The following is a 21,661-nucleotide window of genomic DNA, read 5'->3' on the forward strand; positions in this document are numbered from 1 at the left end:
CTGCGTTCAGGCGGCGTTCAGCGCTTTTTCCAGCAGCTTGTCGAGTTCCGCGAATTGCGGCTCGCCGACGTAGCGCTTCAGAATCTTGCCGTCCTTGTCGACCAGGAACGTGGTGGGCGTGAGCTGGACGTTACCGAACTGCTTCGCGGCCGAGCCGTCGTCCATGGCCACCTTGAACGGCAACTGACGGGTTTGCGTGTAGTTGGTCACGTACATCGGCGCGTCGTAACTCATCGCGACGGCGACGAATTCAAGCCCTTGGCCCTTGAAGCGGTTGTACGTCTGGACCATCTGCGGCATTTCCTTCATGCAGGTGTCGCAGCTCGTCGCCCAGAAGTTGACCAGATAAACCTTGCCTTTCAGGTCGGCGGTCGAGATTTTTTGGCCGGAGAGCAGCGTGAAGGTGGCGTCGGGTACGCGCTGCTGGCCCGCAAACGCGAAATAGCCGGCGATCGCGATTGCGACGGCCACGGCGGCGATGATGACGTAGCGAACCGGACTCGCGCGCCGGGCGGCGGTGGACGGGGTGGTGCTCATTGGGGTGGAACTCATGAACGGAACCTCGAGAGTCGCGCGGAACGCGCGGAACAGTGCGCCGGTTCGGGCTTTTCAGCCCGGCGCAGCATGACTGCCGCCATTGTAGCCCCAATCCGTCGGCGCGGCAGGACGCGGGCCGGGAGCGGATAATAGGGTTTTCCGCTTCCGTCAGTCCGATCTTCCGCCCCATGTTCCGAACCGTTTCGCTCGTTTTTCATCGCGTTTTCCATCTGTTCGCTCGAATTTCTTCTGTCCGCCCGTTCGTTCGCCGCTCGCAAGACCGTTTTTCGACTGACTGTCGTTCCGCCGACGGCACTTTGCGCCCCCGGCGGGCCCGGACGGTGATCGGCACGGCGGCCTGCATGCTGGCACTCGGCGCGGCTTTGTCGGCATGTTCGCCCGCTTTCGACTGGCGCACCGTGGCGAACAGCGACAACGGCTACACCATCGACCTGCCTGCCAAGCCGGGCAACGATCAGCGAACGGTGCAGATCGACGGCACGCCGATGCAGATGGCGATGCAGACCGCCGAAGCAGGCGACGCCGTATTCGCGGTGGGCACCGTGATGCTGCCGAACGACGACGAGACGACGCAGCGCGCCGTGCTCGAATTCCTGCGCACCGGTCTTGCCCATAACGTGGGCGCCGCGCCCGTCACCCATGCGGTGCAAATCCCGCTTGCCGCAGGCGGCCAGGTGCTGGGGCTGGAAATGAAAGTGAGCGGCGAGGCCGGTTCCCAGCATGAATCGCGCACCGTCTATGCACGGCTGGCAGCACGCGGGCGGCACGTTTATCAAGCCGCAATCATTACGTCGAAACCATTGCAACAGGAGCAGATCGATCAATTCTTTTCGTCGTTCCATCTGTATTAAAAACGGTAGTTTTGGCCGACGAGGCGTCGCGCCGGTTCTTCATGCACAGTGAAAGTTCCTTCGCAGCATCGTGCGCTAATTGCCGGTTTACGTTGAAGTTTTCCCGTTGCGCAGACGCCCTGTGGATAACTCTGTTGAGAACTCCGCTTTAATTGCCGCAAATGCCCATCCGGTGGGCACTCCGTCAGTTTCACTTCGCCCGCGCCGGTTGAAAAAACGCAATCGAATCAACGGTCTTTCGTTGAATCGCGCGCCGCACCTTTCACATGTTTCAAAAGTTTGCAGGAACGCGCGAATGTGCATAAGTCAAGTCTTGACAGCATGTTTTTCGCTTTATATCGGGCTCAACGCCCGGCGATATTGGACGGCTTCACCGATTTGCGCGGCGCTCGGCATGGCGGCGCCCGCGAGATCGGCGATGCTCCGGGCCACCTTCAGCACGCGGTAATAAGCCCGCGCGGACCAGCCGAAGCGCTCGCCTGCCTCGCGCAGCAGCGCTTCGCCCGTTGCGTCCGGCCGGCAGACTTCGTCCACCTCGCGCCCGCTCAGTTCGCGGTTGGTTTTGCCCTGCCGGCTCAGTTGCCGTTCGCGCGCGGCGTTCACCCGCTCTGCGATCGTGGCGCTCGTCTCGCCCGTCGCAGTCGATCGGGCCGATAACTCAGCCGGCGTGAGCGCCGGAATTTCGAGCTGGATATCGATGCGGTCCAGCAACGGCCCCGACAGTTTGCGCAGATAGCGCGCGGCGATCTCCGGCGTGCAGCGACAGCGGCCGTTGGGGTCGCCGCGCCATCCGCACGGGCAGGGATTCATCGCGGCGATCAATTGGCAAGCCGCCGGAAAATCCGCCTGCAAGGCGGCGCGTGAGATCGTGATGCGACCCGCTTCCAGCGGTTCACGCAGCGTTTCCAGCACGTGGCGATCGAATTCGGGCAATTCGTCGAGAAACAACACGCCCAAATGCGCCAACGTGATCTCGCCCGGTTGCGGTGGGTTGCGGCCGCCGACCAACGCCGCGGCACTCGATGAATGATGCGGCGCGCGAAACGGCCGTTGCCGCCATTGCGAGGGAGTAAAACCGGCCCGGCTCGCGGATAGCAGCGCGGCGGAGCTGAGCGCTTCGTCGTCGGTCATGGGCGGCAGCAGGCTCGGCAAACGGGCGGCGAGCATCGACTTGCCGGCGCCGGGCGGCCCGATCAGCAGGACATGATGTCCGCCCGCCGCCGCGACTTCCAGCGCGCGGCGCGCGCCGCGCTGGCCGATCACGTCGCTCATGTCAGGTGCGGCGACTGGCGCCGTTTCGCCGAGGTCGGGTGCGGCGACAGGGTCGAGCCGCGCGTCGGGCGCGCCCGCCAGATGCGCGCATAACGATGGCAGATCGGCGGCGCCATAGACGTCGACGCCGGGCACCAGCGCCGCTTCCGCGGCGCTTGCGACCGGCAGATAGAGTTGCGGCGTGTGCGGTGCCGGCAAACCGGCTGCCGCGAACTCGCCCGGTGTGACGGAAAGTGCGGCGCCGCTGCCATGCGCGACGCCGCCGCGCGCCGTGCCGCACGCCATCGCAAAAGCGCCGCGCATCGGCCGTAGCGCGCCGGTCAACGACAGTTCGCCGGCGAATTCACGCTGCAGCAGGGATTCAGCCGGAATCTGGCCACTCGCCGCGAGAATGCCCAAGGCGATCGGCAGATCGAAGCGGCCGGACTCCTTTGGCAAATCGGCGGGAGCGAGGTTGACGGTAATACGCCGCACAGGAAAGTCGAAGCCGCAGTTCTGCAGCGCCGCGCGTACGCGCTCGCGGCTTTCGCGCACTTCCAGATCGGGCAGGCCGACGATCGAGAAAGAGGGTAATCCGTTGGCGAGGTGAACCTCGACGGTAACTTCGGGCGCGCGGCCAGAGGCCGGCGCGCGACTGCGCACCACGGCAAGCGACATGTTTTCTCCCGTCGGACAGCGCGCCGGGGTGCGCGCAAGTCCCCTAAAACGCTGATGACGTCACGGCTCGCTTGCCAGTGATGTGCAGCACTGCGCAGCTAATGCGCGGCGAGCAAAGCCTTACGGCGTTTGCGTGACCGGCAGCTTCTGCTCGAGTTCGGCGACGCGGCGCTCCAGTTCCTCCAGGCGAGCGCGCGTGCGCACCAGCACCTGAGTCTGCGTATCGAATTCCTCGCGCGTGACCAGGTCGAGTTTCGAGAAGCCTTGCGACAGCATGGCTTTCAAATTGCGTTCGACGTCCTTGGCCGGTGAGTTCTTGAACAGCTCGCTCATGCGGGCCTGAAAGTCGTTGAAGACATCGTTCGGTTGTTTCATGGTGTTCCCTTTTCTGCACGGAAAGTGTGCATGTTTCATTGCGGCTGTGCCTTGCTGCGCGAAATGCTCAACCTTGGTGCATGACCGGTGGTATGAGGTGTCCTCATGGGCGGCTTTGGTGCGCATCGGGCTGTTCCACGCCGTCAGAACACTCTAGCAACGATCAATAAGCCGCGCCAGCGTGCGCCGACAACGTTGGCCGTCCGGCCAGGCACGCTTGAGCCCTTGCGCAGCGTGCCCCACGCGAAGTCTGACACAACATGGCATGCGAGTTGCTGTTACTGCCCCGCGCGCACTGCCGGTAGCGTTTTGCCGACAGCGGAACGAGACCACGCGAAGGGGTTACGGGTACGCAAACAGGTTACGAACGGGTTACGCAACTTAGCGAGGATTTCATGAAGCTCATTACCGCAATCATCAAGCCGTTCAAGCTCGATGAGGCGCGCGAAGCCTTGTCGGCCATCGGCGTCTCGGGCATCACGGTGACGGAAGTGAAAGGGTTCGGCCGTCAGAAGGGCCATACGGAACTGTATCGGGGCGCTGAATACGTCGTCGATTTCCTGCCGAAGGTGAAGATCGAGGCAGCCGTCTCGGACGACATCGTCGACCAGGCGATCGAGGCACTCGAGCGCGCGGCACGCACCGGCAAAATCGGCGACGGCAAGATTTTCGTCACGCCGATCGAACAGGTGATTCGAATCCGCACCGGGGAGACCGGCGCGGACGCCCTGTAACACTAAAAGATAGCGACACAGATAGCGATAAGAGGAAACGAAAGATGCGCAAATTATTGATGTCCTTGCTGATGGCCGGTTCGCTGCTCGCGGGCGGTATCGGCGCCGCCCTCGCGGACGACGCTTCCGCCCCGGCAGCCGCCTCGGCCGCTGCTTCCGATACGGCCGCCAGCGCGCCGGCAGCGGACGCATCGGCTCCGGCCGCGGCCTCGGCGCCGGCAGCGGACGCTTCCGCCGCCCCGGCCGCCAGCGCCGCAGCCGCACCCGCGGCATCGGACGCCGCACCGGCCGCGCCGACCGCGCCGTTCTCGGTCGATTCGTCGAAGATCAATTCGGGCGATACCGCCTGGATGCTGACCTCCACCGCGCTCGTTCTGTTCATGACGATCCCCGGTCTCGCGCTGTTCTACGGCGGCATGGTCCGCAAGAAGAACGTGCTCGCCACGCTGATGCAAAGCTTCGCGATCACCTGCCTCGTGACGATCATCTGGGGCGTGGTGGGCTACAGCCTCGCGTTCACGCCGGGCGGCTCGTTCATCGGCGGCTTCTCGCGCGTATTCATGTCCGGCATGAACTACATCAAGGGCGACAAGGCCACGACGCTGACCGTCAGCCATCTGGCCCAGACGATCCCGGAAACGGTCTACTTCGTCTACCAGATGACGTTCGCGATCATCACGCCGGCGCTGATCACCGGCGCGTTTGCCGACCGGATGAAATTCTCGGCGATGCTGGTGTTCATGACGCTGTGGTCGATCATCGTCTACTCGCCGATCGCGCACATGGTCTGGGAACCGACCGGCTGGCTGGCTAGCGCCGGCATCCTCGACTTCGCGGGCGGCACGGTGGTGCACATCAACGCGGGTGTCGCGGGTCTGGTCTGCTGCCTCGTCCTCGGTAAGCGCGTCGGCTACGGCAAGGAAGTGATGGCCCCGCACAACCTGACGCTCACGCTGATCGGCGCGTCCATGCTGTGGGTGGGCTGGTTCGGCTTCAACGCGGGTTCCGCGGTGGCGGCTGACGGCCGTGCCGGTTTCGCGATGTTCGCGACGCAAATCGCAACGGCGGCGGCAGCGCTGGCATGGATGTTCGCCGAATGGGCGGCCAAGGGTAAGCCGTCGGTGCTCGGTATCGTGTCGGGCGCGGTGGCGGGTCTGGTGGCGATTACGCCGGCTTCGGGCTTCGTCGGCATGACGGGTTCGCTGGTGATCGGCATCGTGGCCGGCGTGGTCTGCTTCTGGTCGGCAACGTGGCTCAAGCACAAGCTCGGCTACGACGATTCGCTCGACGCGTTCGGCGTGCACTGCATCGGCGGTATCGTGGGTGCGCTCCTGACCGGCGTGTTCGCGGTCAAGGACATCGGCGGCTTCGACGGCAGCGTCCTTCTGCAAGCCAAGGGCGTGGTGACGACGCTGGTCTACAGCGGCGTCGTGAGCTTCATCCTGCTGAAGGTCATCGACATGGTGATGGGCATCCGCGTGACGGAAGAACAGGAACGCGAAGGTCTGGACGTGACCCTGCACGGCGAACACGTCGAATAAGAAAACATGCGCAAGCCCGGCTTCAGGGCTTGAACAATCAGAATCAAGCACAGCGACTTTGGCCCGCCTTCATGGCGGGCTTTTTTCTTGCTGAAAGAGTTGTTCCGTCTTGTGAGCAACAGTTTTCCCCACCTATCATGACGATAGTGAGAATGCATTCGTATCGGCTTGCGAATGGAGAAACCGTCCCCAAATGGGCAAAGCATTTGCTCTACAATCTTTTTTCTCCAGTCTGCGAGTGATCAATGGTTCCGCACCTAGTTACGGCGTTAAACGGCCCGCTGCTCGACCTCGAGCGGAAGATCCTCGACGCTACGCCCGCTATCGAACGCTGGTTCCGGCTCGAATGGCAGGAGCACACGCCGCCTTTCTACTGTTCGGTCGATCTGCGTAATGCGGGTTTCAAGCTGGCTCCGGTCGACACCAATCTGTTCCCCGGCGCATTCAACAATCTGCCGCAGGAAGTGTTGCCGCTCGCCGTGCAGGCCGCGATGGCGTCGATCGAGAAGATCTGCCCGGACGCGAAAAACCTGCTCGTGATTCCCGAGCGCCACACCCGCAACGCGTTTTATCTCGAGAACGTCGCCCGGTTGGCCGCGATCATGCGCCAGGCCGGCCTGAACGTGCGTTTCGGCACGCTCGACGAAAGCATCGTCGGGCCGGTCACGATCGCACTCTCCGACGGGCAGAAGCTCGTGCTCGAACCGCTCGAGCGCACGCCGCGGCGGCTCGGCCTGAAGAACTTCGATCCGTGCTCGATTCTTCTGAACAACGATCTCTCCGCCGGCATTCCGCCCGTGCTGGAAAATCTGCACGAGCAGTATCTGCTGCCGCCGTTGCATGCCGGTTGGGCGGTTCGGCGCAAATCCACGCATTTCTCCTGCTATGACGACGTTGCGAAGAAATTCGCCAAGATGGTCGAGATCGATCCGTGGATGATCAATCCGTACTTCGCGCACGTCGAAGGCGTCGATTTCCAGGAGCGTACCGGTGAGGAAGCGCTGGCCGATGCGATCGACGGCGTTCTGAAAAAGATCGCCAAGAAGTATCGCGAGTACGGCATCTCCGAAAAACCGTATGTCGTCATCAAGTCTGACGCGGGCACCTACGGCATGAGCGTGATGACCGTGCACGACGCGTCGGAAGTGGCCGCGCTCACCAAGCGCGAACGCGCCAAGATGGCGGCCACGAAAGACGGCCTCGAAGTGCACGACGTGATCGTGCAGGAAGGCGTGTACACCTTCGAGCGGATCGGCGAAGAGGTCGCCGAGCCGGTCGTGTACATGATCGACCGCTATGTGGTGGGCGGCTTCTACCGCGTGCACGGCAGCCGCGAGCGCGATCAGAATCTGAACGCGCCGGGCATGCACTTCGTGCCGCTCGGCTTCGAGCATACCGCGCTGCCGGATGCGCACGCGAAGCCCGGCGCGGCGCCGCCGAACCGCTTCTACATGTATGGGGTGGTGGCGCGGCTCGGGTTGCTGGCCGCATCGGTCGAACTGGAAAAGACCGATCCCGAAGCGATTCAGGTCTAACCACCTTGGGTGGCCGATGGCGGCATGCGTGCCGCCATCGTCATTTTCAACGAGTATATTGACGTTCAATGCCAAGCCCGTCAGGGCGCACCGGGACCTTCATGGACATTCTCTTCATCGCCGATCCGCTCACGCAATTCAAGATCTATAAAGACTCGACCTACGCGATGATGGCGGAGGCCGCGCGCCGCGGCCACACGCTTCACACGTGCGAGCCGAAACATCTGGCGTGGACGGGCGGCGACGTCGAGGCGAACGTGCGGCGCTTCGCGATCGCGGGCGACGTGACCGATCTGCATCGCGACACCTGGTACGCTGCCGAGGCCGCCGCGCCACGCTCGCTGAAAAGCTTCAGCGCGGTGGTGATGCGCAAGGACCCGCCGTTCGACATGGAATACGTCACGTCGACGTGGCTGCTGGAAATGGCGGAACGCGGCGGCGCGCGAATCTTCAACAAGCCGCAGGCGATTCGCGATCACTCGGAAAAGCTCGCGATCGGCGAGTTCGCGGAGTTCGTCGCACCGACCTTGGTCACGCGCGACGCGGCTCGCTTGCGCGCTTTCCACGAAGAGCACGGTGATGTGATCCTGAAGCCGCTCGACGGCATGGGCGGCATGGGCGTGTTCCGTGTGAAGGCCGACGGCATGAATCTCGGCTCGATCATCGAAATGCTGAGCCACGACGGCGCACGCTCGGTGATGGCGCAAAAATTCATTCCGGAGATCAAGGAAGGCGACAAGCGCATTCTGCTGATCGGCGGCGAAGCGGTGCCGTTTTCGCTCGCGCGCATTCCCCAGGGCAACGAGGTGCGCGGCAATCTGGCCGCGGGCGGGCTGGGCGTGGCGCGCCCGCTCACCGATCACGATCGCAAGATCGCCGGCACGCTTGCGCCCGTGCTGGCGGCGCGCGGTTTGCTGCTAGTCGGGCTGGACGCGATCGGCGACTGGCTGACCGAAGTCAACGTGACGAGCCCGACGTGTTTTCGCGAGATCATGGATCAGACCGGCTTCGACGTCGCGGCCATGTTCATCGACGCGCTGGAGCGGGCGGTCGGCTGAGGCACTGCCCTTGATTGGACGCCATGGCCCCCAAACTATGTAGTAGCTCCGCGCGGGGCGAAACGCCCGCTTTGGCGCGAAAATGAGCCTGCTACAATGCCCGCTCCGCCGCGCCAAGCCGACTCGGTGGCGTCAGCCGGACGTCACGGGCATGGATTGCGGACTGTGAGCGAGCAGCTTTCCGCATGCGTCCCGGTTGGACCGGGCGTCGCGGGCCGCTCGTCAAAACGATGCGTTCCGGCCCTCATGGCCCACGGCCGGTCGAGGGCGCTTGGGATCCGGGCCTCGTCCCGGTCCACGGTTTGGGGCCGTTCTTTTGCAGTAAGGCTGACATGGCAGGCATTCTGATCATTGCGCACGCTCCGTTCGCCACCGCGTTGCGCGATTGCATTTCGCATATCTATGGTGGCTTGCCGGCTCGCATCGGCGTGATCGACGTATCGCCGGATTGCGATCCCGCACAAATGGTCTCGTTCGCCAATTCGGAAATCGAGCGGCTCAAGGAAGAGAACGGCGCGCTCGTGCTCACCGACATGTTCGGCGCCACGCCGGCGAATATCGCCGGGCGGCTCGCGTCGGTGCCGAATGTGCGCGTGCTGTGCGGCGTGAACCTGCCGATGCTGGTGCGTGCCGTCTGTTATCGCGCCACGCCGCTCGACACGCTGGTCGACAAGGCGCTCGCCGGCGCCACCAAGGGCGTGCATGCAATCGGCCCGGCCACCCCACAGCCCGCCGCGGCTTGCGAACCGTGTTCGCCCGCGTTGCCCGCCGATGCCGCTGCTGGCGACTGTTTGCCCGCCTTGCCCCCCGAGGCCGATTTGACCCAGAAAACCGACTCCACGGGCTTGTAACCGGATCGAACGGCGTTCAAAGGGCGTCAAGCGATTTCAAAACGCATTGCAACCGGTTTGCAGTTTCATCCTTCACAACAACACTTACCCGCGCTTCGGACCATCACATGCTGCAACAGGAAACGACCATCGTGAACAAGCTGGGGCTGCACGCGCGTGCGTCGGCCAAGTTGACGCAACTCGCCGGCAACTACCAGGCGGAAATCTGGATGAGCCGCAACGGCCGCCGTATCAACGCCAAAAGCATCATGGGCGTGATGATGCTGGCAGCAGGCATTGGAAGCACCGTGCTGATCGAAACGGAAGGCACCGACGAAAAGGAAGCGATGGACGCACTGTTGAAACTGATCGCCGATAAATTCGGCGAGGGCCAGTGAGCTTGCGCGTCCACGTTGCGAAGAGCATCCACCACGCCGCGGCTGTCCGCGGCGTTTTTTTTAGCGCATGACAATGGGTGATTCGGCGTCCATGAAACCGACGACGATCGTTGCGGCTGCGACAATTCGTGCTGCGCTGCACACAGCCCCGGCGCCCGCGCGAGGGGCGTGGAATTTATAATGGCGACGAGAGTCTGAGAGCACTGCAGCGGTTTGCCGCGGCATCACACAACTAGAGGAGGTGCGCGTGTCCTTCACGCTGCATGGAATTCCCGTGTCACGCGGTATCGCCATTGGGCGGGCTTACCTGATCGCCCCGGCTGCACTCGACGTAGACCATTACCTGATCGAACCCGCTCAGATCGAGAGCGAGGTCGAGCGTTTCCGTGCGGCCCAGCAGTTCGTTCATGGCGAACTCGACACGCTGCGTGCCGACCTCGCCGCGGACGCGCCCAGCGAAATGGGCGCGTTCATCAACGTTCATTCAATGATCCTGAACGATGCGATGCTCGTGCAGGAAACCATCGACCTGATCCGCACGCGCCGCTATAACGTGGAATGGGCGCTGACCGAACAACTCGAGCGCCTGTCGCGCCATTTCGACGACATCGAGGACGAATACCTGCGTGAGCGCAAAGCCGACATCGAGCAGGTGGTGGAGCGCGTGTTGAAGGCGCTCGCGGGTGCGTCGGTGGCGCTGGTGGACGGTGTGCACGGCGCGTGCGACGAAATGATCGTGGTTGCGCACGACATCGCGCCGGCCGACATGATGCAATTCAAAACGCAAACGTTTCAGGGTTTCGTCACGGACCTCGGCGGCCGCACCTCGCATACGGCGATCGTCGCGCGCAGTCTCGGCATTCCGGCCGCGGTCGGCGTGCAGCACGCGAGTGCGCTGATCCGTCAGGACGACCTGATCATCGTCGACGGCGATCATGGCATCGTGATCGTCGATCCGGCGCCGATCGTGCTGGAAGAGTATTCGTATCGTCAAAGCGAAAAGGCGCTCGAACAGCGCAAGCTGCAGCGCCTGAAATTCTCGCCGACGCAAACCCTGTGCGGCACGCGTATCGAACTGTGCGCGAACATCGAACTGCCGGACGACGCGCGCGCGGCGCTCGATGCGGGCGCAACGGGTGTCGGACTGTTTCGCACCGAATTCCTGTTCATGAACCACAAGGACCGCTTGCCCGAGGAGGAGGAGCAGTTCGGCGCGTACCGTCGCGCGGTCGAGTTGATGAACGGCTTGCCGGTCACGATCCGCACGATCGACGTGGGCGCCGACAAGCCGCTCGACTCGATGGGCGGCGGCGATGGCTACGAAACCGCCGCGAATCCGGCTCTCGGGCTGCGAGCGATTCGCTGGAGCCTCTCGGAGCCGCAGATGTTCCTCACGCAACTGCGCGCGATTTTGCGCGCGTCGGCGTTCGGCACAGTGAAGATCCTGATTCCGATGCTCGCGCACGCGCAGGAAATCGACCAGACGCTCGATCTGATTCGCGAAGCCAAGCGTCAACTGGACGATGCCGGCATGGCCTACGATCCGAACGTGCAGGTCGGCGCAATGATCGAGATTCCGGCTGCGGCGATCGCGTTGCCGCTGTTTTTGAAGCGACTGGATTTCCTGTCGATCGGCACGAACGATCTGATTCAGTACACGCTGGCGATCGATCGCGCGGACAACTCGGTCGCGCATCTGTACGACCCGCTGCATCCGGCGGTGCTGCATCTGATCGCGTTCACGCTGCGCGAGGCGAAGCGGGCGGGGGTGCCGGTGTCGGTATGCGGCGAGATGGCGGGCGATCCGGCGTTGACGCGCCTGCTGCTCGGCATGGGCCTCACCGAGTTCTCGATGCATCCGAGTCAACTGCTGGTGGTCAAGCAGGAAATTTTGCGCTCGCATCTGAAGACGCTGGAAAAGCCGGTGGCCGATGTGCTGGCTTCGTTCGAACCCGAAGAAGTGCAGGCCGCGCTCAAGCGCGTGGCGTTGGCTTAGCGAGGTTTGCCGGATCGGCTTCGAATGAACAAACGCCGCACATCTGCGGCGTTTGTTCATTCAGCGTCTTGCATGCTCAGTCCCGATGCTGTTCACCACACACCGGGCAATCCGGCTGGCGCGCAATGCGCATCGTGTTCCATTCCATCCGCAGCGAATCGAGCATCGTCAGGCGGCCCGTCAGCGGCGTGCCGATTTTCCCGATCACTTTGAGCGCCTCCGCAGCCTGCATCGAACCGATGATGCCGACCGTCGGCGCGAATACGCCCATCGTCGAGCAGGCGACTTCCTCGAACGGCTGGTCTTCCGGAAACACACACGCGTAGCAGGGTGACGCTTCGTCACGAAAATCGAAGGTGCTGATCTGGCCGTCGAAGCGCAGTGCCGCGCCCGACACCAGCGGCACGCCGTGCCGCACGCAGGCGCGATTGATCGCGTGGCGCGTCGCGAAGTTATCGGTGCAATCGAGCACGACAGTCGCGTGCGGCACTTCGCGGTCGAGCCACACGTCGTCGACGCGTTCCGCCACCGCGTTCACCGCGACCTCGGGATTGATCCGCGCGATCGCGTCGCGCCCGGATTCCACTTTTTTTCTGCCAACCGATGCCGTCACGTGCAGGATCTGCCGTTGCAGATTGGTGAGATCGACCGTATCCGCATCGACCAGCGTCAAATGGCCGACACCTGCCGCCGCGAGATACATCGCAGCGGGCGAACCGAGCCCGCCCGCGCCGACGACGATCGCGTGCGCGTCGATAAAGCGCTGCTGCGCCTCGATGCCGATTTCATCGACGAGGATATGGCGGGAATAGCGGAGGAGTTGGTCGTCGTTCATGGCGGGGCGCGTGAGTGTCGCGCAATGGGACGCAACCGGCGGTTTGCGGCGCGCGTTTTCGTTGCTGTTATTTTAATCGCGCGAAGGGTGCGGCTTGCTGCGGGTTTTGCTGGAGCGTTTTTTCGTGTTCCGAGGCGTGTCTTCGCAGCAAGTTTCGCTGCGAAGACACGTCGGGTGCTGCTTACTTGGCCGGAGCCGGAGCCGAGGCCGGTGCGGCCGCCGAAGCCGGACCCGATGCGCCCGGAACCGGTTGAGTCGGCTTCACCGCCACCGGCGCGGAGGCCGATGTGGCCGGCTTGTTCTGTGCCAGACGCCGCTCGGTCAGCGACTTCGATTCCTGCACGGTCTTGCCTTGCAGCTTGTTCAAAGCCTGTTGCAGCATGAAGTCGTCGCCCGAACCGAACTCCACCGGCTTACGCTCACGATCCTTCTGACGCTGTTCAGGCGTCTTCTTGTCGTTCTGCTCCTCGAGCTGGCGCAACTGATCCATGCGTTCCTGTTCGCGCCGTTCCGCTTCCTTCTTCTCGTTCGGATCCTGGGTGTTCGCCAGGTGATTCGAGTAGTCGACTTCGCGAGTGACCAGCGCGTCGTCCGGATCGCCTTCGGCGTATTGATCCACCGCGATGTCAGGACGGATGCCCTTGTTCTGAATCGAACGGCCGCTCGGCGTGTAGTAGTACGCCGTGGTCAGGCGCAGCGCGGTTTCGGCCGTCATGGGCCGGACGGTTTGCACCGAGCCCTTGCCGAAGGTGGTCTTGCCGACGATCAGCGCGCGGTGCTGATCCTGCAGCGCGCCCGCGACGATTTCCGAAGCCGACGCCGAGTAGGCGTTGGTCAGCACGACCATCGGCACGGTCTTGAAGATCGGCGCTTCGTCCTTCAGCGGATCGCTGTCGAAGGATTGCAAGCGGTAGTTGTCGTAGGTGTCGCGATAGACCTGTTTCGAATCCGGAATCTGCCCGTTGGTGGACACCACCACCGAATTCGGCGGCAGGAATGCGCCCGCGACGCCGACCGCGCTTTGCAGCAGACCGCCGCCGTTGTTGCGCAGGTCGAGCACGAGACCCTTCAGGTTCGGCTGCTGACGCGCGATGTCCTGCAGCCTCGCGGCGAGGTCAGGCGTGGTGCGTTCCTGGAAGCTGGTGATGCGGACGTACGCATAGCCCGGCGCGAGGATCTTCATCTTGACCGACTGGACCTTGATGATCGCGCGCGTGACCGTGAGCGGGAACGTGCGGTCGTCGGTCTTGCGGAAAATGGTGAGCGTGACCTTGGTGCCCGGCTCGCCGCGCATCTGCTTGACCGCCTGGTCGAGCGTCATTCCGCGCACGGGCTTGTCGTTGATACGCGTGATCAGGTCGCCCGGGCGAATGCCAGCGCGGAACGCCGGCGTGTCTTCGATCGGCGAGATCACCTTGATCAGGCCGTCTTCCGACGAGATTTCGATGCCGAGCCCCGCGAAGCGACCCTTGGTCTGCTCCTGCAGTTCTTCGTAATCGGTCTTGTCGAGGTACGACGAGTGCGGGTCGAGGCTCGACACCATGCCCTTGATCGCGGCGGTGAGGAGCTTTTTGTCGTCGACCGGTTCGACGTACTCATGCTTGATCTGCCCGAACACTTCGGCAAAGAGCCTGAGCTGGTCCAGCGGCAGCGGGGTTGCCGTGGCGCTGGCGGGTTGCTGGGCCGAGGCCGAGAGTTGCAGGGTGGCAAATGCGCCAGTAGCAAGGCCCGCGGCAATCAGGCCGATAGTTTTCAGGTTCTTTCGCATAGAGTCTGTTGCGGTCGGAAGCGCGTGGCAGCGTCGATAGAGATGGGGACGGACAAGTATAACTGCACACCCGCGCACTCAGGGCGCGGTGCGGGCAATCGTGATTCGACAGCACATGCCGGGCCTGGTTCGACGGAATGTGCTCCATCGCCGAAGGCATGCACCGCAAGCGGCGGATGCCGGCCACGAGCGCGCCTGGGCGATGCTAGCCGCGTTTCTGCCGTTCGGCGCGGGGCTGCGCCGTTTGCCGCGCCCAGCCGTATTTTTCATCGGAGGGCGGCGGCCGGACGACGCGATCAGCCCGCCTTGCCTTGCTTGGCGACCGCGGCTTGCGCCTTCGCGATCGCTTCCTGATCGCCCAGATAATAGTGCTTGATTGGCTTCAGGTTCTCGTCGAGTTCATAGACGAGCGGCACGCCGTTCGGAATGTTCAGCCCGACGATGTCCGCGTCCGAAATATCGTCCAGGTACTTCACCAGCGCGCGGATCGAGTTGCCGTGCGCCGCGATCACCACCTTGCGGCCCGACTTGATGGCCGGCGCGATCGACTCGTTCCACAGCGGCAGCACTCGCGCCACGGTGTCTTTCAGGCACTCGGTGAGCGGCAGTTGCTCGCGCGGCACCTTGGCATAGCGCGGATCGTCGTAGGGCGCGCGTTCGTCCGACGGCTCGAGCGCCGGCGGCGGCGTGTCGTAGCTGCGGCGCCAGACCAGCACCTGTTCGTCTCCAAACTTGGCGGCGGTTTCGGCCTTGTTCAGACCCGACAGCGCGCCATAATGACGCTCGTTCAGACGCCACGAATGCACCACCGGCAGGTACATCAGATCCATCTGATCCTGTACGTGCCACAAGGTGCGGATCGCGCGCTTGAGCACCGATGTGTAGGCGATGTCGAACGTGTAGTCCGATTCCTTCAGCAGCACGCCCGCTTGCTGCGCCTCACGATTACCCTGCTCGGTGAGGTCGACGTCGACCCAGCCCGTGAAGCGGTTTTCCTTGTTCCACGTCGATTCGCCGTGGCGGATGAGAACGAGTTTGTACATGAGATTGCCGGTCGGTAGTAAGGAAGCGGTAAAGCGCGGCGAGCTTGCTCGCGAGGAGCGTCGCCATCGCGTCAGACGGTTATTTTATAATGGCCGGATTGCCCTTTTCGATTTCTCTCTTTTTCGGCGGATTTTCCGTGAAGTTTTTCACTGATTACACAAACCTTGTACTGATCGCGATCGTCCTCATCTCCGGTGGGTTGCTGCTGTGGCCGACGATCAGCCGGCGCGGCCGCGGTGGCCTGTCGGCCGCTGAAGCCACGCAACTGATCAACCGGCGCAACGCGGCGGTCATCGATCTGCGGCCGTCCGCCGAGTTCGCCAAGGGTCATTTGCCCGCGGCGCGGCACCTTGAATTCGCGGAGCTGCAGGCGAAAGTCGCGCAGCTTGTGAAGAACAAGAGCAACCCGGTGCTGCTGGTCTGCCAGAACGGCCAGCAGTCGAACAAGGCGGCGCGTATCGTTCAGGATGCAGGGTACGCCGAAGTCCACGTTCTGGAAGGCGGCGTCGACGCCTGGCAGAAAGCCGGCATGCCGGTGGTGAAACAAGGAGTAGCCAAGTGAATAAAGTCATCATGTACAGCACGCAGGTGTGCCCGTATTGCCAGATGGCCGAACGTCTTTTAAAGTCGCGCGGCGTCGAGCACGTTGAGAAGGTACTGATCGACAAGGACCCGGCCCGCCGCGAGGAAATGATGACGCGGACCGGCCGCCGCACGGTGCCGCAGGTGTTCATCGGCGAGACGCATGTCGGCGGGTACGATGACCTTTCCGCGCTCGATCGCGCGGGCGGTTTGATGCCTCTGCTCGAAGAAGCCGCCTGAATTCGCGGCGCCCGCGCGCCGCATGAGCAGGGCGGGTGAAATACAAGCCGGCGCATCCCGGCCTTTACAGGGCGGGCGATGCGCCGCAACGATCTGGCGGCCCTTGAAGCCATGGGCCGCCGCTATGCACATCCATCAGGGAACCATTCAATCATGTCCGACGAGAATAACCAGCCGTTCTTCAACATCCAGCGCATCTACCTGAAGGACATGTCGCTCGAGCAGCCGAATTCGCCGGGCATCTTCCTCGAGCAGGAAATGCCCTCGGTCGAAGTCGAAGTCGACGTGAAGGCCGAACGCCTCGCCGACACCGTGTTCGAAATTCTCGTCACGGGCACGGTCACGGCCAAGGTGTCGGAGAAGGTCGCGTTCCTCATCGAAGCCAAGCAAGCCGGCATTTTCGACATCCGCAACATTCCGGCCGAACAGATCGATCCGCTGGTCGGCATTGCCTGCCCGACGATCCTTTTCCCGTATCTGCGCTCGAACATCGCCGACGCAATTACCCGCGCCGGTTTCCCGCCGATCCATCTGGCCGAGATCAACTTCCAGGCGCTGTACGAGCAACGTCTCGCGCAAATGGGCGGCCAGGACGGCGCGGCGCAAAACGGCGTCACGCATTAACGCGCCACGGGCGGTGCCGGCTATGAAGGTTGCCGTACTCGGCGCCGGTGCATGGGGCACGGCCCTCGCCGGCCATCTGGCCGCGCGGCATGACACGGTGTTGTGGGCGCGCGAGCCAGCGCTCGTCGCCGAGCTCCGCGCTTCGCGCGAAAACGCCCGCTACCTGGCGGGCGTTGCCTTGCCGCCGGCACTTCGCTATGAAGCTGACCTGGGCGCGGCACTCGATCACGCGCTCGCCGACGACGCGTTATGCGTCGTCGCAACGCCCGTGGCCGGACTGCGCGGTCTCTTTCAGGCGATGCGGGATGCGGGCAAGGTGCCGGCGCACGTAATCTGGCTGTGCAAGGGTTTTGAAGCCGACTCGCAGTTGTTGCCGCATCAGGTGGTCGCAGCCGAACTGCCGGGGCATGGCAGCAACGGCGTACTCTCGGGTCCGAGTTTCGCGCGCGAAGTCGGCCAGGGCTTGCCGGTTGCGCTGACGATCGCGAGTGTGTCGGCAGCATGTCGCGAGCGCACGGTCGCCGCGTTCCATCACGGCGCCATGCGCATCTATACCGGCGACGACGTCGTCGGGGTGGAGGTGGGCGGCGCGGTGAAGAACGTGCTGGCGATCGCAACGGGCATCGCCGACGGCCTCGGTCTCGGTCTCAACGCACGCGCGGCGCTGATCACGCGCGGTCTCGCGGAAATGTCACGGCTGGGCGTGACGCTCGGCGGACGGGCCGAAACGTTCACCGGCTTGACCGGCCTCGGCGATCTGATTCTCACCGCAACGGGGGACCTGTCGCGCAATCGCACGGTCGGCATGCAACTCGCCGCGGGTCGTACGCTCGACGACATTCTCGGCGGCCTCGGTCACGTGGCCGAAGGCGTGCGTTGCGCGCAGGCCGTGCTGGCGATCGCGCGCGCTCACGCGATCGAGATGCCCATCACGCAAGCGGTGTGCGCCGTGCTGTTCGACGGCATAGCGCCTCGCGACGCCGTCAGCGCCCTGCTGCGGCGCGATTCCAAAGCCGAATAGGCGCCACCTTACAGTTCGAGTCTTCAACCGTTCAGCGCGCAAAAGTGCTGAACGGTTGCCCCATCTCGCTGTCCACGTTTTATCGACGCTTCGGACCAGCGAGGTTCCCATGTTCACCTTCAATCGTTGCACGCTCGAAGCACGCGTGGTCGACATCACGACGCTCGGCGTGGATGCGATCGTCAACGCGGCGAATACGTCGTTGTTAGGCGGAGGCGGCGTGGATGGCGCGATTCATCGCGCGGCCGGCAAGGAGTTGCTGCATGAATGCGAGCAGCTCGGCGGCTGCGCGACCGGCGACGCGAAGCTCACCGGCGGCTACCGCCTGCCTGCCAAACATGTGGTCCATGCGGTCGGCCCGGTCTGGCGAGGCGGGGCGCACGGCGAAGCCGACCTGCTCGCGTCCTGCTATCAGCGTTCGCTCGAAGTGGCGCGCGAGGCGGATTGCAAGAGCATCGCGTTTCCCGCGATCAGCTGCGGCATCTACCGTTTCCCCGCCGACGAAGCGGTGCGGATTGCGGTCGGCACCGTACTCGAAAACTTGCCGCGCGCGCCGCGGATCGAGCGGGTGATATTCGCCTGTTTCGACGATGCAATGCTTGCGCGCTACGAAGCCGAATTGAAGCGCCGTCACGCGCCGCCCTCGAAGCCGGTCTGACGCCAGGCCTCGAACACCACCACCGCCACCGTATTCGACAGATTCAGGCTGCGATTGCCGGGGCGCATCGGCAGACGCACGCGCTGCTCGTTGGCGAACTGGTCGAGCACCGAGTCGGGCAGGCCGCGCGTTTCGGCGCCGAACACGAACCAGTCGCCGGATTGAAACGCATGCTCGTGAAAGCGACCCGAGCCGCGTGTGGTGAAGGCGAACATACGCGCCGGGTCCGGTGATTCCTTGGCGACGAACGCCGACCAATCGGCATGCACGTTCATTTGCGCATACTCGTGATAGTCGAGACCCGCGCGGCGCATCCTGGCGTCGTCGAGCGGAAAGCCGAGCGGCTCGATCAGATGCAGCCGCGCGCCGGTGTTGGCGCACAGACGGATGACGTTGCCGGTGTTCGGCGGAATTTCCGGTTCTACGAGAACGACGTTGAACATGATGAGACCAGGTGGAGACTAGTTTTTCGGTGTGCGCAGCGCGACGAAGTTGGTGACCCGCCGCGCACCGGCGGCTTTGAGCGTGCTTGCCAGCGCCTCGAGCGTGGCGCCGGTCGTCATCACATCGTCGACGATGCCGACATGCAGGCCTTGCACCGGTTCGGCCACCTTGAAGGCGCGGCCCACGTTCAGCCGGCGCGCCTCCAGGTCGAGCCGCGATTGCGGCGCGGTATGGATCACGCGATGCAGCAAGGTGGCGTTGCCGCGCACAGTCAGCGCGCGGGCCAACGGCCTCGCGATTTGCCATGCCTGGTTGTAGCCGCGCTCGGTGAGACGTTGGCGGGCGAGCGGCACGGGCGCGATCACATCGGGCCGCGCCGATCTGTCCTGCCACGAGTCTTGCGCGAGCCGAGCGAGGCGTAGCGCGAACTCGCGCGCCAGCATCAACCGGGCGCGAAATTTCAGGCCGAGCGCCAACGCGTCGAGCGGTGGACGGTAATCCGCCAACGCGAGGGTCGCGTCGAACGAGGGCGGCTCACCGATGCATTCCGCGCAGCGATAGTAGGCACGGCTCGCCGCTCGCATCTCGGACAAGGGCTCGGCGCATACCGTGCACCGCAATCGGCTTTCATTCCAATACGCTTCGTCGCAACCGGCGCACAGTGTCTTATGCGACAAATCGCCGCATAACGCGCACAGATTCGGCAGCACGGCTTGGGTCACATGCGGCCATGCCGAACGCAAGCCGTGTGCAAAACGAACGAAGCGCGTGGTCGAACCGCCGGGGAATGAAGAAAACAGACGGAATGGCATGATTCGACCGCCCGAAGGCCTTTCGCACTGAATGAAGGGAAGCGAACGAGTATACTTCGGGCTCCACGCCAGTACGACACTCATGTCCCCAACTTCCGCTCAATCCGGCCGTCCGGCCTATGATTCCCGGCGTCTGCGGCGGATTTTCGACCGCCGTGCCGCGACCTTCGACGAGGTCGCCTTCCTGCCGCGCGAAATCGCCCAGCGCATGCGCGAGCGTCTCGATTACATCAAGGTGACGCCGGCGAGCGTCCTCGATGCCGGCTGCGGGGCGGGCGAAGACATTCCCGCGCTGCGTGAGCGCTTTCCCGAGGCGCCGGTGTTCGGCTCCGATCTCTCGCATGGCATGCTCAGCCGCGCGCTGCGCCACGATTCCGGCGACACGAGTTGGCGGCGATTTCTGCCGGCAACGCTCGGCAAGGCGCTCGGCGCCCGCGGCCCACGATTCGCGCAGGCCGACTTCTCGGCGCTGCCGTTCGCGGCCGGCGCCTTCGAATTCATCTGGTCAAACCTCGCGCTGCACTGGCATTCGCGTCCCGATCTCGTCTTTCCAGAATGGCAGCGGGTGCTGAAGGTCAACGGGCTCCTGATGTTCAGCACGCTCGGCCCTGATTCGCTCAAGGAGTTGCGCGGCGCCTATGCGGAAGTCGAGGCCGCGCACGGCGTCGTCATGCGCAAGCACGTGATCGACTTTGTCGATATGCATGATCTGGGCGACATGCTGGTCGAGAGCGGCTTCGAGATTCCAGTGATGGACCAGGAAACGCTCACGATCACCTACAAGTCCCCCGAGTCGCTGCTCGCGGACGTGCGCCGCTGGGGCGCCTATCCGTTTGAGCGCGAAGCGTCGTCGAGTGCCGCCGCACGCAGGCTGCACAAGGCACTGCTCGGGGCGCTCGAAGCCCGTCGGCGCGCGGACGGCACCATCGCGCTGACCTTCGAGGTGATCTACGGACACGCATGGAAAGCCGTGCCGCGCACCACGGCCGAAGGTCATGGCATCGTGCGGATCGAGGATATCGGACGAGGTTCCTCGAGGAACCGTTGAGGAATCAACGAGGCGGTAAAGCGGGCATCTGTTATGCCCGAAATTACCGCTTCGAAGGACGCGCAAAAGGTGCGTCAAAACGGCGCGGAGGCTTGTCACGCCTGGCTTGTGAGCCAGCCGAGGCTTGCTTGTGGATGCTATGGATCGCGCCTATAATGCGTCAGTTTGTCGCCCGGAGTTCCCACATTTGGGGCGGCAGGCCCGAGACGCAGGGCTGCAAAATGAAGTGGCGCGGCGGTGTAGCGAGCGGCCGCATGGTGGTCGCGAGCACTGTCAGCAGCCGGGGATTCGCAGGAGGCTGCGATGGAAGCATCAGATCTGCTGGCGGATTCGGAACCGGTCCTCAAAGACTGGATCATGAAGCGCAACTGTTCGATGTCTCCACGGCAGTTCGTATGTCTCTACGTGTCGCTTGCGTTGTTCTCGTTGGCAATTGCTTTCATGCTGGTTCTGGTCGGCGCCTGGCTGGTGTTGCCGTTCACCGGTATCGAATTGCTGGCGGTGGGCGTCGCGTTTGCCATCTATGCGCGTCATGCTGTTGATTACGAGCGCATCCGGCTGTTTCAGAACCGGCTCGTGATCGAGCAGGTCAGCGGCGAGCGGCTCACGCAATTTGAATTCAATCCGCGCTGGGTGCGGATCGAGGCGGGCGCAACGCCGCGCGAGCAGATCAAACTGATCTCGCGCGGGCAGACGGTCATGATCGGGCAACATCTCGCGCAGTATCGGCGCGCGCAGTTCGCAGGCGAACTGCGCATGTGGCTCACACGTTGCTAGACG

At 63.6% G+C, this 21,661-nt stretch carries 23 protein-coding genes; 15 read left to right on the forward strand and 8 right to left on the reverse strand.

Annotated elements, in window-relative coordinates; translation table 11 throughout:
• Positions 1-6 precede the first annotated feature (6 nt).
• Positions 7-537 (reverse strand): TlpA disulfide reductase family protein, encoded by a 531-nt coding sequence (locus ACOCG7_RS32150; protein ID WP_073429352.1) that lies wholly within the window; start codon positions 535-537, stop codon positions 7-9.
• Positions 538-767: 230 nt separating this feature from the next.
• Here ACOCG7_RS32150 and ACOCG7_RS32155 point away from each other — a divergent pair, with 230 nt between their 5' ends.
• Complete coding sequence (locus ACOCG7_RS32155; protein ID WP_421380599.1) at positions 768-1,409, forward strand: hypothetical protein; 642 nt, start codon at positions 768-770, stop codon at positions 1,407-1,409.
• A gap of 333 nt (positions 1,410-1,742) precedes the next feature.
• On the opposite strand, the gene ACOCG7_RS32160 is transcribed toward ACOCG7_RS32155, so the two are convergent.
• Both ACOCG7_RS32160 and ACOCG7_RS32165 read right to left on the reverse strand, forming a co-directional pair.
• Entirely contained in the window at positions 1,743-3,338 is a 1,596-nt protein-coding gene (locus ACOCG7_RS32160; protein WP_073429354.1) for a YifB family Mg chelatase-like AAA ATPase, read from the reverse strand.
• A 120-nt stretch (positions 3,339-3,458) separates the two neighbouring features.
• On the reverse strand, positions 3,459-3,713 hold the full coding sequence (locus ACOCG7_RS32165; protein WP_073429355.1) for an accessory factor UbiK family protein: 255 nt from the start codon (positions 3,711-3,713) through the stop codon (positions 3,459-3,461).
• A 395-nt stretch (positions 3,714-4,108) separates the two neighbouring features.
• On the opposite strand from ACOCG7_RS32165, the gene ACOCG7_RS32170 reads away from it, so the two are divergent.
• The 7 genes from ACOCG7_RS32170 (at position 4,109) to ptsP (ending at position 11,805) form a co-directional block, all read left to right on the forward strand.
• Positions 4,109-4,447 (forward strand): P-II family nitrogen regulator, encoded by a 339-nt coding sequence (locus ACOCG7_RS32170; protein ID WP_006048089.1) that lies wholly within the window; start codon positions 4,109-4,111, stop codon positions 4,445-4,447.
• Between the two features lie 44 nt (positions 4,448-4,491).
• Positions 4,492-5,988 carry an ammonium transporter gene (locus tag ACOCG7_RS32175; protein ID WP_073429356.1) on the forward strand — a complete coding sequence of 499 codons (1,497 nt, stop codon included), beginning with the start codon at positions 4,492-4,494 and terminating at the stop codon, positions 5,986-5,988.
• Between the two features lie 245 nt (positions 5,989-6,233).
• Complete coding sequence (gene gshA, locus ACOCG7_RS32180; RefSeq protein ID WP_073429357.1) at positions 6,234-7,523, forward strand: glutamate--cysteine ligase; 1,290 nt, start codon at positions 6,234-6,236, stop codon at positions 7,521-7,523.
• A gap of 101 nt (positions 7,524-7,624) precedes the next feature.
• On the forward strand, positions 7,625-8,581 hold the full coding sequence (gshB, locus tag ACOCG7_RS32185) for a glutathione synthase (RefSeq protein WP_073429358.1): 957 nt from the start codon (positions 7,625-7,627) through the stop codon (positions 8,579-8,581).
• Between the two features lie 332 nt (positions 8,582-8,913).
• On the forward strand, positions 8,914-9,432 hold the full coding sequence (locus ACOCG7_RS32190) for a PTS sugar transporter subunit IIA (protein ID WP_073429359.1): 519 nt from the start codon (positions 8,914-8,916) through the stop codon (positions 9,430-9,432).
• A gap of 107 nt (positions 9,433-9,539) precedes the next feature.
• Positions 9,540-9,809, forward strand: coding sequence for an HPr family phosphocarrier protein (locus tag ACOCG7_RS32195; RefSeq protein ID WP_054035732.1), 270 nt, complete (start codon positions 9,540-9,542; stop codon positions 9,807-9,809).
• Between the two features lie 247 nt (positions 9,810-10,056).
• The gene (ptsP, locus tag ACOCG7_RS32200; RefSeq protein WP_073429360.1) at positions 10,057-11,805 is read left to right on the forward strand and encodes a phosphoenolpyruvate--protein phosphotransferase; all 1,749 of its coding nucleotides are present in this window, start codon (positions 10,057-10,059) and stop codon (positions 11,803-11,805) included.
• Positions 11,806-11,881: 76 nt separating this feature from the next.
• Here ptsP and ACOCG7_RS32205 read toward each other — a convergent pair whose 3' ends face one another.
• From ACOCG7_RS32205 to gpmA, 3 genes are all read right to left on the reverse strand, one after another.
• Positions 11,882-12,640 (reverse strand): HesA/MoeB/ThiF family protein, encoded by a 759-nt coding sequence (locus ACOCG7_RS32205; RefSeq protein WP_073429361.1) that lies wholly within the window; start codon positions 12,638-12,640, stop codon positions 11,882-11,884.
• Between the two features lie 181 nt (positions 12,641-12,821).
• Positions 12,822-14,408, reverse strand: coding sequence for a S41 family peptidase (locus tag ACOCG7_RS32210; protein ID WP_073429362.1), 1,587 nt, complete (start codon positions 14,406-14,408; stop codon positions 12,822-12,824).
• A gap of 296 nt (positions 14,409-14,704) precedes the next feature.
• Positions 14,705-15,451 carry a 2,3-diphosphoglycerate-dependent phosphoglycerate mutase gene (gene gpmA / locus ACOCG7_RS32215; RefSeq protein ID WP_073429363.1) on the reverse strand — a complete coding sequence of 249 codons (747 nt, stop codon included), beginning with the start codon at positions 15,449-15,451 and terminating at the stop codon, positions 14,705-14,707.
• A 137-nt stretch (positions 15,452-15,588) separates the two neighbouring features.
• On the opposite strand from gpmA, the gene ACOCG7_RS32220 reads away from it, so the two are divergent.
• From ACOCG7_RS32220 to ACOCG7_RS32240, 5 genes are all read left to right on the forward strand, one after another.
• Complete coding sequence (locus tag ACOCG7_RS32220) at positions 15,589-16,014, forward strand: rhodanese-like domain-containing protein (RefSeq protein ID WP_073429450.1); 426 nt, start codon at positions 15,589-15,591, stop codon at positions 16,012-16,014.
• On the forward strand, positions 16,011-16,274 hold the full coding sequence (gene grxC / locus ACOCG7_RS32225; RefSeq protein WP_073429364.1) for a glutaredoxin 3: 264 nt from the start codon (positions 16,011-16,013) through the stop codon (positions 16,272-16,274). The genes ACOCG7_RS32220 and grxC overlap by 4 nt, the downstream gene beginning before the upstream one ends.
• A gap of 153 nt (positions 16,275-16,427) precedes the next feature.
• Positions 16,428-16,898, forward strand: a complete 471-nt coding sequence (secB, locus tag ACOCG7_RS32230) for a protein-export chaperone SecB (RefSeq protein ID WP_073429365.1) — start codon at positions 16,428-16,430, stop codon at positions 16,896-16,898.
• Between the two features lie 22 nt (positions 16,899-16,920).
• Complete coding sequence (locus ACOCG7_RS32235) at positions 16,921-17,919, forward strand: NAD(P)H-dependent glycerol-3-phosphate dehydrogenase (protein WP_073429366.1); 999 nt, start codon at positions 16,921-16,923, stop codon at positions 17,917-17,919.
• Positions 17,920-18,028: 109 nt separating this feature from the next.
• Positions 18,029-18,577, forward strand: coding sequence for an O-acetyl-ADP-ribose deacetylase (locus ACOCG7_RS32240; RefSeq protein WP_073429367.1), 549 nt, complete (start codon positions 18,029-18,031; stop codon positions 18,575-18,577).
• Here ACOCG7_RS32240 and trmL read toward each other — a convergent pair.
• Together trmL and ACOCG7_RS32250 are read right to left on the reverse strand one after the other, a co-directional pair.
• Positions 18,550-19,020 carry a tRNA (uridine(34)/cytosine(34)/5-carboxymethylaminomethyluridine(34)-2'-O)-methyltransferase TrmL gene (gene trmL, locus ACOCG7_RS32245; RefSeq protein WP_073429368.1) on the reverse strand — a complete coding sequence of 157 codons (471 nt, stop codon included), beginning with the start codon at positions 19,018-19,020 and terminating at the stop codon, positions 18,550-18,552. The genes ACOCG7_RS32240 and trmL overlap by 28 nt on opposite strands.
• A gap of 18 nt (positions 19,021-19,038) precedes the next feature.
• Entirely contained in the window at positions 19,039-19,833 is a 795-nt protein-coding gene (locus ACOCG7_RS32250) for a ComF family protein (protein ID WP_073429369.1), read from the reverse strand.
• Positions 19,834-19,915: 82 nt separating this feature from the next.
• Between ACOCG7_RS32250 and ACOCG7_RS32255 the strand changes: the two genes are divergently transcribed.
• Positions 19,916-20,881, forward strand: coding sequence for a methyltransferase domain-containing protein (locus ACOCG7_RS32255; RefSeq protein ID WP_073429370.1), 966 nt, complete (start codon positions 19,916-19,918; stop codon positions 20,879-20,881).
• A 303-nt stretch (positions 20,882-21,184) separates the two neighbouring features.
• A complete protein-coding gene (locus ACOCG7_RS32260) occupies positions 21,185-21,658 on the forward strand; it encodes a DUF2244 domain-containing protein (RefSeq protein ID WP_073429371.1) in 474 nt (157 codons plus the stop codon).
• Positions 21,659-21,661: the final 3 nt, after the last annotated feature.

It is taken from the genome of Paraburkholderia sp. DD10, from assembly GCF_049177125.1.
Taxonomy (GTDB): domain Bacteria; phylum Pseudomonadota; class Gammaproteobacteria; order Burkholderiales; family Burkholderiaceae; genus Paraburkholderia; species Paraburkholderia terricola.

What these genes read in the sequence shown, in the direction of transcription:
- ACOCG7_RS32165 (WP_073429355.1), bottom strand. Translation starts at nt 3,713, where the DNA reads ATGAAACAACCGAACGATGTCTTCAACGACTTTCAGGCCCGCATGAGC.
- ACOCG7_RS32160 (WP_073429354.1), bottom strand. Translation starts at nt 3,338, where the DNA reads ATGTCGCTTGCCGTGGTGCGCAGTCGCGCGCCGGCCTCTGGCCGCGCG.
- ACOCG7_RS32240 (WP_073429367.1), top strand. Translation starts at nt 18,029, where the DNA reads ATGTTCACCTTCAATCGTTGCACGCTCGAAGCACGCGTGGTCGACATC.
- ACOCG7_RS32260 (WP_073429371.1), top strand. Translation starts at nt 21,185, where the DNA reads ATGGAAGCATCAGATCTGCTGGCGGATTCGGAACCGGTCCTCAAAGAC.
- secB (WP_073429365.1), top strand. Translation starts at nt 16,428, where the DNA reads ATGTCCGACGAGAATAACCAGCCGTTCTTCAACATCCAGCGCATCTAC.
- gshB (WP_073429358.1), top strand. Translation starts at nt 7,625, where the DNA reads ATGGACATTCTCTTCATCGCCGATCCGCTCACGCAATTCAAGATCTAT.
- ACOCG7_RS32150 (WP_073429352.1), bottom strand. Translation starts at nt 537, where the DNA reads ATGAGCACCACCCCGTCCACCGCCGCCCGGCGCGCGAGTCCGGTTCGC.
- ACOCG7_RS32175 (WP_073429356.1), top strand. Translation starts at nt 4,492, where the DNA reads ATGCGCAAATTATTGATGTCCTTGCTGATGGCCGGTTCGCTGCTCGCG.
- gpmA (WP_073429363.1), bottom strand. Translation starts at nt 15,451, where the DNA reads ATGTACAAACTCGTTCTCATCCGCCACGGCGAATCGACGTGGAACAAG.
- ACOCG7_RS32170 (WP_006048089.1), top strand. Translation starts at nt 4,109, where the DNA reads ATGAAGCTCATTACCGCAATCATCAAGCCGTTCAAGCTCGATGAGGCG.
- ACOCG7_RS32250 (WP_073429369.1), bottom strand. Translation starts at nt 19,833, where the DNA reads ATGCCATTCCGTCTGTTTTCTTCATTCCCCGGCGGTTCGACCACGCGC.
- ACOCG7_RS32255 (WP_073429370.1), top strand. Translation starts at nt 19,916, where the DNA reads ATGTCCCCAACTTCCGCTCAATCCGGCCGTCCGGCCTATGATTCCCGG.
- ACOCG7_RS32235 (WP_073429366.1), top strand. Translation starts at nt 16,921, where the DNA reads ATGAAGGTTGCCGTACTCGGCGCCGGTGCATGGGGCACGGCCCTCGCC.
- ACOCG7_RS32210 (WP_073429362.1), bottom strand. Translation starts at nt 14,408, where the DNA reads ATGCGAAAGAACCTGAAAACTATCGGCCTGATTGCCGCGGGCCTTGCT.
- ACOCG7_RS32190 (WP_073429359.1), top strand. Translation starts at nt 8,914, where the DNA reads ATGGCAGGCATTCTGATCATTGCGCACGCTCCGTTCGCCACCGCGTTG.
- trmL (WP_073429368.1), bottom strand. Translation starts at nt 19,020, where the DNA reads ATGTTCAACGTCGTTCTCGTAGAACCGGAAATTCCGCCGAACACCGGC.
- ACOCG7_RS32195 (WP_054035732.1), top strand. Translation starts at nt 9,540, where the DNA reads ATGCTGCAACAGGAAACGACCATCGTGAACAAGCTGGGGCTGCACGCG.
- ACOCG7_RS32205 (WP_073429361.1), bottom strand. Translation starts at nt 12,640, where the DNA reads ATGAACGACGACCAACTCCTCCGCTATTCCCGCCATATCCTCGTCGAT.
- gshA (WP_073429357.1), top strand. Translation starts at nt 6,234, where the DNA reads ATGGTTCCGCACCTAGTTACGGCGTTAAACGGCCCGCTGCTCGACCTC.